Source organism: Glutamicibacter sp. HZAU (assembly GCF_004100365.1).
Taxonomy (GTDB): Bacteria; Actinomycetota; Actinomycetes; order Actinomycetales; family Micrococcaceae; genus Glutamicibacter; species Glutamicibacter nicotianae.
In genome coordinates this window covers 301632-314211 of sequence record NZ_SCKZ01000003.1, presented here as the reverse complement: position 1 = coordinate 314211, position 12580 = coordinate 301632, and the positions used below count along the sequence as shown (strand labels likewise).

Here is a 12580-nt window from a genome sequence, read left to right as displayed (position 1 = left end):
GGCCATCTCCCAAAAATGTTCTGGCGTGCCTGCGGGCAGCTAGGCGACGATTAGCGCGATGCCCACATAGGTGGTCAGTCCCGTGGCCAACAGCCATTCGGAGGTGGAACCGGTTTCGCCCAGAATCGGCAGCGCCACCCGGCCGTTGGACTTCCAGCAGCCGCCGATGACCGGCATCCGGCGGAACCAGCGCGGAGAGCCGATCTTGATCGGCCACAGCAGATTGCAGCCTCCGATGGTCAGCATGTCCCCCACCACGTGCGCGATCACGCCGATGGCCACCGCCAGCAGGAACCACTGGTTCTCCGCCGGAGTGTTCATCCCCACGAAGGTGCCGGCGGCCAGGGCGATAATCCAGCACAAGAGCGGCGGCATGAACTTCATGGTCTTCACCGCGAAGGAGATCAGCAGGATCGCGAACAGCGCCGCCGCCGGATAAACCGTCCCCAGGGCCGCGGTTTGCACATCCCAGCCATTGGCCAGCCAGGCCAGGAAGATGAAGAAGGCGATGCCGATCAGCGAATGGGTGCCATTGCGGTGCCCGCCGGAAGCAGAACCGATGATCCGGGTGAAGATGCTGGAAATTGGCGGCAGTGAACGGGCGATCGTGGCCGAATGGTGATCGGCGTCGGGCAGCAGGGCGGCACCTGCGCACACGATCGCTCCGGCCAGGGTTTCCCAGCGGTCCATTTGGAAGGTGCCCAGCCCCAGGTTCACCGATCCCACGGTGACCGGAGTCGTTATTGCCAACCATGCGGCTGCGCCGCTCACCGCGTGGTGTCCACCCATCATGCATTCAACCTTAGGTCTGGTCACCGACGTTTTAGCGGTGCGACGGAGGTAAGCTGGAACACATGAGTATTGTGCGTGAAGCTGTTCCGGGCGACTGCCCGCAGATCTTGGAGATGATCCAGGAATTGGCCGACTACGAAAAGGAACCAGATGCGGTGCACAACACCGTAGCTGATCTCCAAGAGCACCTCTTCGGCCCCAATCCCCAGGTTTTCGCCCACGTGGCCGAGGATGAATCCGGCGAGCTGAAGGGCATGGCCCTGTGGTTCCTGACCTACTCCACCTGGGAAGGCCGGCACGGCATCCACCTGGAAGACCTCTACGTGCGCGAAGCGCGACGCGGTTCGGGCACCGGCACCGCGTTGCTGCGCACCCTGGCGCAGATCTGCGTCCAGCGCGGCTACAAGCGCCTGGAATGGTCGGTGCTGGATTGGAATGAACCGGCGATCAAGTTCTACGACGCGATCGGCGCTGGTTCCATGAACGGCTGGACCACACGCCGCCTGGACGGCGAAGCACTGCACGCACTTGGCACCCGAGGAGCAAACTAATGCGGCATTACCGCGGCATGGACGTCACCGACCATCGCATCGAGGTCCCGCTGGACCATGCAGACCCGCAGGGCGAGAAGATCTCGATCTTCGCCCGCGAGATCAGCACCGACGCATCAAATCCCTGGCTGCTGTTCCTGCAGGGCGGGCCAGGCGGCAAGTCCCCGCGCCCCGGTTCCCTCTCCGGGTGGCTGGCCGAAGCCACCAAGCACTTCCGCGTACTGCTCCTGGACCAGCGCGGCACCGGGCTGTCCACCCCGGCCAACCGCAAGACTCTTCCGTTGCGCGGGGACTCGGCGGCCCAGGCACGCTACCTCACGCATTTCCGGGCCGATTCGATCGTGCGCGATGCCGAGGCGCTGCGCGAGCACCTGGGCATCGAGCAATGGAGCACCCTGGGCCAAAGCTACGGCGGGTTCTGCACCCTGACCTATCTCTCGCTCTTCCCGCAGTCGCTCACCCGCTGCCTGGTCACCGGCGGGCTGGCCTCGCTGGATGCCGATGCGAAGACCGTCTACCGTGCCACCTACCAGCGCATGGCCGAACGCAACCGCGAGTACTTCTCCTGGTATCCCGAGGACTATGAGACTCTGCACAGGATCTACGAGCATGTGCGCGCCAATGACGATGAGCGTCTGCCCAACGGCCAGCGCGTCACCGTCCCGCTGGTGCAGATGCTGGGCATGTACCTGGGCGGCAACACCCGGGTGCACCTGCTGCACCACATCTTCGAGGAGGCCTTCAGTGATACCCCGGGCGGCGAACGCCTCTCGGACGCCTTCCTCGAAGCGCTGAACGCGCAGTCCTCGTTCGCATCGAACCCGCTCTATGCGCTGATGCACGAAACCATCTACGCGCAAGGCGAGGCGACCAATTTCGCCGCGGAACAGGTCTTGCCGGAGTTCCCGGAGTTCACGCACCACGCGAAGGCCCCGTTGCTGACCGGCGAGATGATCTACGGCTGGCATTTCTCCGAGGATCCGGCCTTGCGCCCCTTGGAGGATGTGGCCCGCATCCTGGCCGAGCACGAGGGCTTCGGCCCGTTGTACAACCTGGACGTGCTGGCCAAGAACACGGTGCCGGTGGCCGCGGCGGTTTACCACGACGATGTCTATGTGGACCGCGAGCTTTCGCTGCGCACGGCCTCGCAGGTGGCAGGATTGCAGGTGTGGGTGACCGAGGACTACCACCATGACGGCATCGGCGATGACGGCCCGGCGATCTTCCGCCGCCTGCTGGCCATGGCCAACGGCGAGGAACCCCAGGCCGCGTCCAACGACGACTAGACAAGGGAGCCGATCGGGCAGCTGAGATGGCAAACAGACAACGCGCTTGAATCCCGCCGAGGATTCAAGCGCGTTGCCGATTAAGCCTGCTGTCCGTGGGTGTCCAGCTGCGCGGCGACCTGGTCATTGAGCCGTTGCAGCAGCGGCACCGCCTGCGCCATAACCTGCCGCTCCTCGGCGCTGAAGGAATCGATGCCGCCTGCCAGCGAAGCGATCGCGCGCTGCCGGTAGGCTTCGAGCGCTTCCTTGCCCTCGCCAGTCAGGCTGACCAAGCTGGCTCGGCCGTCCTTCGGGTCCGGCTGGCGCTGCACCAACCCGTCATTCTCCATGCGGATGACCAGGCCGGTCATGGTCGGCTGCGCAACACGCTGCTCAACAGCAAGGTCTCCCACGCGCTGCGGACCCAAGCGGTCCAAGGTGGAAAGCACCCGCCACGCGGTGACCGATCGGCCCTGCCCTGCCGCGCGTCCAAGCAGCCGCGACATGGTGCCCGAGGCGAGTGCAACGCCGGTGGCAATGGCGCTGGCTTCTGTTGATGGATCGCTCATGGAAATTACCTTAGCAGAACTGCATAGGCACACTATCCGGGTACGAAAAACCCGCCGGGACCAGTTGGAATCAACTCGTCCCGGCGGGCTGTTACTCGCGCTACCCGGCGTTAGTCTTGCTTTGCGTGCTCAGCGGCGTCGGCCACTGCGGCGGCTTCGGCGTTCGCGGCTGCGCGCTTGCCCCACGGGCTCCACAGCGAGAGCACGGTGGCGATGACGATCGCGCCGAGGATCACCAGCAGCGAGAGGCCAACGGAGATGTCCAGCCACGCGTAGTGAAGCGGTTCGCCGCCGTTGATGAACGGCACCTGGTTCTCGTGCAGGGCGTGGAAGACCAGCTTCACGCCGATGAAGGCCAGGATGAAGCTCAGTGCGTGCTTCAGGAAGACCAGGCGGTTCATCAGCCCGCCGAGCAGGAAGTACAGCTGGCGCAGGCCCATCAGCGCGAAGATGTTCGCGGTGAAGACGATGAACGCGGACTTGGTCAGGCCGAAGATCGCCGGAATCGAGTCGAAGGCGAACAGCAGGTCGGTCATGCCGATGGTCACGAAGACCAGCACCATCGGGGTGAACAGCTTCTTGCCGTCGACCACGGTGCGCAGCTTGGCGCCATCGAAGTCCTTGGAGATCGGCAGCTTGCTGGTCAGCTTGCTAACCAGGCCGCTTTCCTCGTCCTCGTCTTCGTCCTTGAGCTGGTTCCATGCGGTCCACAGCAGGAAGGCGCCGAAGATGTAGAAGACCCAGGACCACTGCTCGATGATTGCGGCACCGAGCAAGATGAAGATCGCGCGCAGGATCAGCGCGATGATGATGCCGAACATCAGCACTTCCTGCTGGTACTTTCGCGGTACCGAGAAGCGGGCCATGATGATGATGAAGACGAACAGGTTGTCCACCGACAACGCGTATTCGGTGATCCAGCCGGCGTAGAATTCCTGGCCGACCTGCGGGCCGGCCTGCCACCAGATCAAGCCGCCGAAGGCGATGGCCAATGCGATGTAGAAGCTGACGAAGATGCCAGCTTCCTTCATGGAAGGAATGTGCGGACGCTTCGTTACGTACAGTAAGTCAGCGGCCAAGATCACGCACAGGACTACCAGTGCGATGATCTCGAATTGAAGGCTAATTCCAGAAGTGCCCACGGACGAGCGACCTTTCGTTGGAGGGTATGTCAAAATCGCCGCAAGTCTCTCCGCCGCCTGCACGGTGCCCGAAATCTCGTGGCACCCGTGGTGCTGGTCGGCTGCTGCGCCCGGCGGAACATCATTGGTCCGCGTGTTGACGTTCACAGCATTGGGATACTCCCCTACGTCCAGTGATCAAGTGTAGCGCACAGGAACCGCACAGGGTCAGTGGAAGTCGCCATACTGCGCCGAACAGCACACTTCTTACGCGTGGCCGGCGGCCTGCATCTGGCGCAATTCCTTCTTCAGCTCGGACACTTCGTCGCGAATGCGGGCAGCGAGCTCGAACTGCAATTCGGCGGCCGCCGCATGCATCTGCTCCGTCATTTCCTCGATCTGGCCCAGCAGGTCCTCGGCCGGAGCCGCGGCCAGGCCGTCCTTGCGCACCGCCGGGGAGGCCTTGCTGCGCTTGGCATTCTTCGCCAAGCGGTTGTTGTTCAGCAGCTCCTGGGTGTCGGCGTCCTCGCGCGCCAGCTGGTCGGTGATGTCGGCGATCTTCTTGCGCAGCGGCATCGGATCGATCCCGTGCTCCTTGTTGTGCGCTTCCTGGATGGCCCGGCGGCGATTGGTCTCCTCGATCGCCTGGTCCATCGCCTCGGTGATCTTGTCCGCATACATGATCACCTGGCCGGAGACGTTGCGCGCGGCACGGCCGATCGTCTGGATCAGCGATGTCGCCGAGCGCAGGAAGCCCTGCTTGTCGGCATCCAGGATCGCCACCAGCGAGACCTCGGGCAAATCCAGGCCCTCGCGCAGCAGGTTGATGCCGACCAGCACGTCGAAGGAGCCCATGCGCAGCTCGCGCAGCAGCTCCACGCGGCGGATGGTGTCCACGTCCGAGTGCAGGTACTGCACCCGGACCTGGTGCTCGGTCAGATAATCGGTCAGATCCTCGGCCATGCGCTTGGTCAGTGTGGTGACCAGCACGCGCTCGTCGCGGTCCACCCGGGTGCGGATCTCGTCGAGCAGGTCGTCGATCTGCCCCTTGGTCGGCTTGACGATGATCTCCGGGTCGACCAGGCCGGTCGGGCGGATGATCTGCTCGACAAAGCCGTCGGACTTGCCCAGCTCGTACTTGCCCGGGGTGGCCGAGAGGTACACCGTCTGCCCAATGCGCTCCAGGAACTCGTCCCACTTCAGCGGGCGGTTGTCCATCGCCGATGGCAGGCGGAAGCCGTGCTCCACCAGGGTGCGTTTGCGCGACATGTCGCCCTCGTACATGGCGCCGATCTGCGGCACGGTCACATGCGACTCGTCGATGACCAGCAGGAAGTCGTCCGGGAAGTAGTCCAGCAGGCAGTGCGGTGCGGAACCTGCCTCTCGGCCGTCAATATGCCGCGAGTAGTTCTCGATGCCGTTGCAGAATCCCATCTGCTCCATCATTTCCAGGTCATAGGTGGTGCGCATGCGCAGCCGCTGGGCCTCGACCAGCTTGTTCTGCGACTCCAGCTCCTTCAGCCGCACCGCCAGCTCGTCCTCGATGGACTTGATGGCCTTGCCCATCCGCTCGGCGCCGGCCACATAGTGGCTGGCCGGGAAGATGTACATCTCGGTTTCCTCGCGGATCACCTCGCCGGTGACCGGGTGCAGCGTGTAGATGGCCTCCACCTCGTCGCCGAAGAACTCGATGCGCACCGCCTGCTCCTCGTACATCGGGATGATCTCCACGGTGTCGCCGCGCACCCGGAAAGTGCCGCGGTGGAAGTCCATGTCGTTGCGGGTGTACTGCATGGCGACGAACTGGCGCAGCATCGCGTCGCGGTCCAGTTCCTCGCCCTGGCGCACGGTGACCATTCCGGCCACGTATTCCTCGGGGGTGCCCAGGCCATAGATGCAGGAGACGGTGGCGACGACGATCGTGTCGCGGCGGGTGAGCAGCGAGTTGGTGGCCGAGTGGCGCAGCCGTTCGACCTCCTCGTTGATCGAGGAGTCCTTCTCGATGAAGGTATCGGTTTGCGGGACGTAGGCCTCGGGCTGGTAGTAGTCGTAGTAGGAGACGAAGTACTCCACCGCATTGTTCGGCAGCAGCTCGCGGAATTCGTTGGCCAACTGGGCGGCCAGGGTCTTGTTCTGCACCAGCACCAGGGTGGGGCGCTGCACCTGCTCGACCAGCCAGGCGGTGGTCGCGGACTTGCCGGTGCCGGTGGCGCCGAGCAGCACGATGTCCTTCTCGCCGGCGTTGATCCGCTCGGTCAGCTCCTTGATGGCCTGCGGCTGGTCGCCGGCAGGCTCGTACTCGCTGATGACTTCGAAGGGGGCGACCACGCGCTTGATCGGCTGTGCAAGACTCATGCTTCCAGCATATCCACTTGCGCCGGCCGATGGCCGCTCGCCCGAGCCAGCTTTCAGCTTAATGCCCGGGTGCTACTTGCGCATCCCGTAACGGATCGCATTGCGCTTGACGGTGCGCTGGATGCTGCTGCCGAAGAAGCCGACTGTCATGACGGTCGCGGCGGCCAGGCCGATCAGGCCCAGCCAGCCGGAAATGTAGACCACCGGCGAATACGGTCCGGATTCGCTGGCGACGAATTCCTCGCGGCCGCCGAATCCCAGCCACAGCACCAGTGCTGCGGCAAAGGCGAGCAGGGTGGTCCACTTGCAGATCTTGTACATTGTTACTCCTGTGCTGGGGCCAATTGGCGGTAGAGGGAGGCGACCTGGGCCTCGAGTTCTTCCAGGCTGCCGGAATTATCCAGCAGGTAGTCGGCGACGGCCGCCCGCTGGTCGTCCGTGGCCTGCGCGGCCATCCGGGCTTCGGCGTCGTCGCGGCTCCAGCCGCGGTCCTGGACCATGCGGCGGATGCGTTCATCATGCGGGGCCTGGACGACGATCACGGCATCGAAGCGGTCCGCCTGCCCGGACTCGACCAGCAGCGGGATGTCCTCCACCACCAGCGCACCGGGTGCCGCGGCCTCGCGCAGGGCCTCTGCTTGCTCGCGCACCAGCGGGTGCACGATCTCGTTGAGCTTGGCCCGCTGCGCCGCATCGGAGAATACGATCGCGCCTAAGGCGGGCCGGTCCAACGACCCGTCGGGCAGCAGAATCCCCTCGCCGAAGGTGTCCTTGATCGCAGCCAGCCCGGGCGTGCCGGGTTCCACGACCTGGCGGGCTAATGCGTCGGCATCGATGACGACGGCGCCCAATGATGCCAGTTTGGCCGCGACCGCCGATTTTCCGGAGGCCACTCCCCCGGTCAGTCCCACATGCTTCATGCTTCCACCCTATAAACTAAGGGGGATGAACACCAACGACTCGGCCGCGACCCGGTACACGACTTTGACCAGCGATTGCGTGCACGAGCTGGAAATCAAGCGTTCGCGCTTCATCACCTACCTCTACCGGGTCGAGACCGAGGCGGCCGCCCGCGAGCATATTGCCGCACTGCGCAAGAGCCACTTCGATGCCCGCCACCACTGCAGCGCGTTCATCCTGGGCCCCGATCGGATGGCCCAGCGCTCCAACGACGACGGCGAGCCCTCGGGCACCGCCGGGATCCCGATGCTCGATGCCCTGGCCAAGCGCGAAATCGCCGACGGCAGCGCGCTCTCGGATGTGCTGGCCGTGGTGGTCCGCTACTTCGGCGGGATCAAGCTCGGCGCCGGCGGGCTGGTCCGCGCCTACTCCGAGGCGGTGTCCTCCGCACTGGACCAGGCGCAGCTGCACCTGCGCCAGCGCATGCGGATCCACACCTTCGCCGCCTCCCACGCCGACGCGGCCCGCTACGAGAACGACCTGCGCGCCGCCGGCTACCAAATCGAGCCGACCGCCTGGCAGGCCGATGCCGCGATCGTGCAGGTCGGCGTCCCGGACACCCCGGAAGCCGCCGGCCAGCTGCGCACCCATATCGCCACGCTCACCTCCGGCGCCGGGGAACTGGCCCCCGCCAACACGCAATGGGTTGACCTGATTTGAACACTGCCGCTGATTCCCACGACGCCGACGAGAGCGCCAGCGCGCTGCAGGCCCTGCTTCCCGCGCTGCGCCGCTGGCCCGATGTCGAAGCGCCGAACCTCTTCGCCACCGATGCCTCGGACCGGCTCATCCTTGACTCCTGCGCCTCCGCGTCCGGAACCGGCTCCTGGCCGGCATCCATCGCGGTGATCGGCGACCACTACGGCGCGCTGGCACTGGGCTCGCTGGCGCTGGGCAGCACGAGCGTGCGCGTGCACACCGATTCGCTCACCGCCCGCCGCGCCATCGAGGCCAACCTGGCCCGGCTGATGCCCGAAGCGGCCGAACGCCTCGACTTCTTCCCGCTCCAGCAGGTCGCTGCACAGGCCAGCGTCGTCCTGCTGGCCCTGCCCCGCGGATTGGACGTGCTTGGCGAGCAGGCCGCCGCGGTGGCCGCCGTGGCCGCCCCCGGTGCACGGCTGTTCGCCGGCGGCCGGATCAAGCACATGAGCCGTTCCATGAACGAGGTGCTCGCGGCGCATTTCGAGCGCGTCGACGTCTCGCACGCCCGGCAGAAGTCCCGGGTGCTCACCGCCAGCAGCCCGCGCGCCGAGCAGCCCGCCAGCAGCTTCCCGGCCACCGCCACCCACCAGGTGCGCGGCACCAGCTTCACCCTGCATGCCGGTGCCGGGACCTTCGGCAACGCGCGGCTGGACCCGGGTACCCGGCTGCTGTTGGAAAACCTGCCGGATCTGTCCGAACACAGCACGCTCGTCGATTTGGCCTGCGGCAACGGCTCGATCGGCATCTACGCCGCCCTGCGCAATCCGCAGCTGCGCGTGGACGCCTCGGACCATTCAGCTTCCGCCGTCGCCTCCACGCTGGCCGCCGCGCAGCGCAACCAGCTGGCCAGCCGCATCACCGCCGTGCAGGATGATGCCCTGAGCCGCCTGCCCGACGCCAGCGCCACACTCATCACGCTGAATCCGCCCTTCCACATCGGCAACACCGTCACCGCCGACATCGCGTTCAAGCTGATCGACGATGCCGCCCGCGTGCTCGCCCCCGGCGGCACCCTGCTGTGCGTGTTCAACTCCCACCTTCGCTACCGCAGCGAACTGGTGCGCCGGGTCGGCCCCACCAGGCAACTGGCCCGCGACAAGACCTTCACCGTCACCGCATCCACCCGCGCGCACTAGCTTTTCCACAGCCCGCGTCCCGCCCCGGCACGCCGCGCGCGACCAGCCGCATGCTGGGTCCATGAGCGGAACAATCAGCCAAGCCCTCGCCGGGCTGGCACAAGCAATCGAGGACACGCCGGCCCTCAACGTCGACGACGCACTGGCCTTGGCCGCGTTCCTCCCCCGCCTGCAGCAGACCCTGCTCCCGGACGCTTCGTCCACCCAGCCCTCCGATGTTCCGTCCGCCGGCTCCGTGCCGCACTACCTGCACGACCCCCGCTATGCCCTGGCCTTGGCCACCGCCGCCGAGGCAACAACCCACCAGGGACAGCGCCTGCAGATCTACGCGGCCCACCTCATCGAGGACACCGCCGCCCACACCCTCATCCCGGAAGAGCTGGCCGCGGCCCGCGATAACCGGAGCGATTTCAGCATTCCCGCCACGCGCACCGGAGCACGGCCCGGCTCCCCCGGGCCCGCGACGCTGTTGGCATCCTGGCTGCGTACCGAGCATTTCGAAGCGAAACGCCGCATCCAAGCCACCCACCACGTCTACGCGCAATACGACTACCAGCACCAGAGGTACCCTGCACAGTTCCCGCTGCTGGCCGAGCGCTTCAATGACCCGCACCAGCCGCCAGCCGAAGTGCTCAGCGCGGCCCGGCGCCTGGGCGCGCTGGAACCCACGCTGGACGAATTCGCCGCACCGGCCACTGCCTCGGCGCTCAGCGAAGACGGCGAGCTGCTTGAATCCGTCGTCGATGAGCACTTGGATGAACCCGATCCGGGCACCCGCCGCCGCTTGGTCGGCAACTTCCTCAAGGCCCAGAAGGAACGACTCGGCAAGAAGCGGCCCGAAGCGCTGGAAGGGGTGTTCCGGCGAGGTGAACGCGACGGGCTGGTTCATTACGATCTCGCCCTGCGCCCCACCCGTGCGGAGCTCTTCGAGTCGGGCATCTCGCAAATCGACAATCCACGCTCTGCACCGGGCCAGGCCGCGCGCCAAGCTTTCACCGATCCGCTGCAAGACGATCCAGGGCAAGACACTGGAGACGGCACTTTCTACCAGCCGGGCAGTGGAACCCATCCCGACTTCGTCACCGATGAAGAAGCCGCGGCCAGCGAAGAACCTGGCCCTGAGCCACTTTCTCCCGCGGCACGCCGTCTCAACGGCCTGATGAATTTGCTGGAGATCAATTCGAAACGCTTGCAGGAGCTGCTCCACGCAGTGCAGAACGGAAAATCCGGACAGGGTACCGAAGATCTTGCTGACGGCTCCATCAAGGTCCCCGCCATCACGCCGAAGATCGTGGTAATGCTGACCTTGGATGAGCTGGAAGGCCGGGCACGAACCCACGGCATCACCCAGCATGGATTCAAGCTCAACGCTACCGACCTGCGCCAGACCCTCGCCAGGGCACGCATCATCCCGATGGTGCTCGGCGGCAAGGGCGAACTGCTGGATATCGGCCGCAGCCAACGCAAGCATCCGGGATACATGCGGCTGGGTATCGCCGTGCGCGATCGCGGCTGCATTGTGCCCGGGTGCACGATGGACCCCGAGCGCTGCAACATCCACCACATCTGGTTCTGGTCCGAGGGCGGTGTCACCGCAGTCTATTGGAGCGCGATGCTCTGCGACACGCATCATCATGACGTGCATGCCGGACTGATCAAGGTCATTCCCGATGGCGGGGTGCCCAAGGTCATCCTGCCCAGCTTCATCGATCCCGCCCAGCAACCGGTACGCAACAACTACCACATGGCAGCGGCCGCCTAGCTCGCGGTCCTACAGCATCCATACCAGGTTAGATCAAGAATGGGCGCCCACCGTGCACGCGCACTGCATGGGCGTTGATACCTATGGGATGCAGGTCGATCCGGTCAATCTCGGCCCGCTTGTTATTGTCGAAGTCATCGCCAAGAACTGAGTCGCCATTCGGCGTCTTAACCGCCAGGCGTCGTTTGCTGCGGTTCAACGGTTCGCGTGCGAATTCCGGAGAGTAGTAGGCGCTCGCCTGTTTCCCTCCCCCATAGAGCCAGGATGCCCGCACGGCAATCGGGCGCGAGCCCCATCCGGTTAATCCCGCGATGACCAAACGCTGGCCGGTTCCTTCAAGCAGTTTCCCATTCAGGTTCTCCCCGTAGACCCAGGGCTGGGCCGCAATGCCCAGGAACTCCTCGTGGGAGAGCTGATTGACCGCATGCACCCCGTGCTCGGGGCATACCTCGGAACAGAAAATGAATCGCGGATCTTCGAATTCCTTCGTGGATCCGTTCTTGTCGTCGTTCCGGCACAGGCAGTTCGCGGTTTCATCCGTGTCGATGAGGATCGCGTTTCCGCAGGCCCGCAACGAGGTTGGGCCGATCCGGTGATCCGCTGGCACTTCGAGTGCGAAAAGGCCCATTGCTTGCAGGTGCATCCAGCGCAATACGCTGATCAGCAAGCTGATGCCCAACAGGATTACCGCGGCCAACACGTCAAGCCGGTATCCTTCATCCAAGTCATGCAACGAATGCACTTCTGTGCTGATCAGTTCCCAGCCCAGCCGGAGAATCGGATAAGCCAGGGCGCCCAACGCCAGTTTCCAGACTGTGGGCGGCATTTGCTTGGTGATTCCGAAATCGCGTTCCTGACCCGAGGCCAGTTCGATGCCGCCTGTTGCTTCACGTTTCCAGGATTTCAGCTGGCGTCTGAGCCGGGCATCGAGGATGCCTACGGTCAGGGAGAGCAGAAGGAAATAGGCCATCGACAGCATCAGCATCCGTTGCAGATCCCCGGCAGGGGCCAGCAGCAAATAAACTCCAGCTGCTACACTCAATCCCATCCACGGTGCTTGCCGGCCGCCGCCGAAGATCATGGCGAGGACGGTAGCGATCATCGAAAAGGACGCGATATGCCAGAAACCCTGGTCGAGGTACGGCGAATGCAGAAGATCTTGACGGACGAGGATCACTAAAGCAACCAGTGGAAGCCAGGTGGCTGCCGCCACCCAGAAATTGGGAATGGTGCGTGGAACGGACGCCCATTCTTCGTGGCTGACCTGGCGCATCGGGATCTGACGCCCGGCAACGGTACCTGCCGCGTAGCCTACCTGCGAATTCCTTGCCGTTGCCATGTGCTTATACCTGTCGTTTGCGAATCTA

12 protein-coding genes are annotated in these 12580 nt (G+C 64.8%); 5 read left to right on the top strand and 7 right to left on the bottom strand.

The genetic code is table 11. The features are described from left to right. Positions 1–39: 39 nt before the first annotated feature. Positions 40–792 (bottom strand): metal-dependent hydrolase, encoded by a 753-nt coding sequence (locus tag EKH49_RS06155; RefSeq protein ID WP_038990750.1) that lies wholly within the window; start codon positions 790–792, stop codon positions 40–42. A 62-nt stretch (positions 793–854) separates the two neighbouring features. Between EKH49_RS06155 and EKH49_RS06150 the strand changes: the two genes are divergently transcribed. Then, positions 855–1343: a GNAT family N-acetyltransferase gene (locus EKH49_RS06150; protein ID WP_121866957.1), complete on the top strand. Its 489-nt coding sequence runs from the start codon at positions 855–857 to the stop codon at positions 1341–1343. Beyond that, positions 1343–2629 (top strand): alpha/beta fold hydrolase, encoded by a 1287-nt coding sequence (locus EKH49_RS06145; RefSeq protein ID WP_128470133.1) that lies wholly within the window; start codon positions 1343–1345, stop codon positions 2627–2629. Before EKH49_RS06150 ends, EKH49_RS06145 begins: the two co-directional genes overlap by 1 nt. Before the next feature lie 80 nt (positions 2630–2709). Here EKH49_RS06145 and EKH49_RS06140 read toward each other — a convergent pair whose 3' ends face one another. From EKH49_RS06140 to coaE, 5 genes are all read right to left on the bottom strand, one after another. Then, positions 2710–3177 (bottom strand): MarR family winged helix-turn-helix transcriptional regulator, encoded by a 468-nt coding sequence (locus EKH49_RS06140; protein ID WP_128470132.1) that lies wholly within the window; start codon positions 3175–3177, stop codon positions 2710–2712. Between the two features lie 110 nt (positions 3178–3287). After that, entirely contained in the window at positions 3288–4319 is a 1032-nt protein-coding gene (locus EKH49_RS06135) for a TerC/Alx family metal homeostasis membrane protein (protein WP_236641055.1), read from the bottom strand. A gap of 246 nt (positions 4320–4565) precedes the next feature. Continuing rightward, positions 4566–6653: an excinuclease ABC subunit UvrB gene (gene uvrB / locus EKH49_RS06130; RefSeq protein WP_121866960.1), complete on the bottom strand. Its 2088-nt coding sequence runs from the start codon at positions 6651–6653 to the stop codon at positions 4566–4568. A 72-nt stretch (positions 6654–6725) separates the two neighbouring features. Next, complete coding sequence (locus tag EKH49_RS06125; RefSeq protein WP_066138801.1) at positions 6726–6974, bottom strand: hypothetical protein; 249 nt, start codon at positions 6972–6974, stop codon at positions 6726–6728. A gap of 2 nt (positions 6975–6976) precedes the next feature. After that, a complete protein-coding gene (gene coaE, locus EKH49_RS06120) occupies positions 6977–7573 on the bottom strand; it encodes a dephospho-CoA kinase (RefSeq protein WP_128470131.1) in 597 nt (198 codons plus the stop codon). A gap of 25 nt (positions 7574–7598) precedes the next feature. Between coaE and EKH49_RS06115 the strand changes: the two genes are divergently transcribed. The 3 genes from EKH49_RS06115 to EKH49_RS06105 all read left to right on the top strand — a co-directional run bounded on the left by EKH49_RS06115 (position 7599) and on the right by EKH49_RS06105 (position 11213). Beyond that, the gene (locus EKH49_RS06115; RefSeq protein ID WP_128470130.1) at positions 7599–8273 is read left to right on the top strand and encodes an IMPACT family protein; all 675 of its coding nucleotides are present in this window, start codon (positions 7599–7601) and stop codon (positions 8271–8273) included. After that, complete coding sequence (locus tag EKH49_RS06110; protein WP_236641054.1) at positions 8270–9451, top strand: class I SAM-dependent methyltransferase; 1182 nt, start codon at positions 8270–8272, stop codon at positions 9449–9451. Before EKH49_RS06115 ends, EKH49_RS06110 begins: the two co-directional genes overlap by 4 nt. Before the next feature lie 61 nt (positions 9452–9512). Continuing rightward, complete coding sequence (locus EKH49_RS06105) at positions 9513–11213, top strand: HNH endonuclease signature motif containing protein (RefSeq protein WP_128470129.1); 1701 nt, start codon at positions 9513–9515, stop codon at positions 11211–11213. A gap of 28 nt (positions 11214–11241) precedes the next feature. Here the strand turns inward: EKH49_RS06105 and EKH49_RS06100 are convergent, their stop codons facing one another. Then, positions 11242–12552, bottom strand: coding sequence for a hypothetical protein (locus EKH49_RS06100; RefSeq protein ID WP_128470128.1), 1311 nt, complete (start codon positions 12550–12552; stop codon positions 11242–11244). Positions 12553–12580: the final 28 nt, after the last annotated feature.

What these genes read in the sequence shown, in the direction of transcription:
- EKH49_RS06155 (WP_038990750.1), bottom strand. Translation starts at nt 792, where the DNA reads ATGATGGGTGGACACCACGCGGTGAGCGGCGCAGCCGCATGGTTGGCA.
- EKH49_RS06150 (WP_121866957.1), top strand. Translation starts at nt 855, where the DNA reads ATGAGTATTGTGCGTGAAGCTGTTCCGGGCGACTGCCCGCAGATCTTG.
- EKH49_RS06145 (WP_128470133.1), top strand. Translation starts at nt 1,343, where the DNA reads ATGCGGCATTACCGCGGCATGGACGTCACCGACCATCGCATCGAGGTC.
- EKH49_RS06140 (WP_128470132.1), bottom strand. Translation starts at nt 3,177, where the DNA reads ATGAGCGATCCATCAACAGAAGCCAGCGCCATTGCCACCGGCGTTGCA.
- uvrB (WP_121866960.1), bottom strand. Translation starts at nt 6,653, where the DNA reads ATGAGTCTTGCACAGCCGATCAAGCGCGTGGTCGCCCCCTTCGAAGTC.
- EKH49_RS06125 (WP_066138801.1), bottom strand. Translation starts at nt 6,974, where the DNA reads ATGTACAAGATCTGCAAGTGGACCACCCTGCTCGCCTTTGCCGCAGCA.
- coaE (WP_128470131.1), bottom strand. Translation starts at nt 7,573, where the DNA reads ATGAAGCATGTGGGACTGACCGGGGGAGTGGCCTCCGGAAAATCGGCG.
- EKH49_RS06115 (WP_128470130.1), top strand. Translation starts at nt 7,599, where the DNA reads ATGAACACCAACGACTCGGCCGCGACCCGGTACACGACTTTGACCAGC.
- EKH49_RS06105 (WP_128470129.1), top strand. Translation starts at nt 9,513, where the DNA reads ATGAGCGGAACAATCAGCCAAGCCCTCGCCGGGCTGGCACAAGCAATC.
- EKH49_RS06100 (WP_128470128.1), bottom strand. Translation starts at nt 12,552, where the DNA reads ATGGCAACGGCAAGGAATTCGCAGGTAGGCTACGCGGCAGGTACCGTT.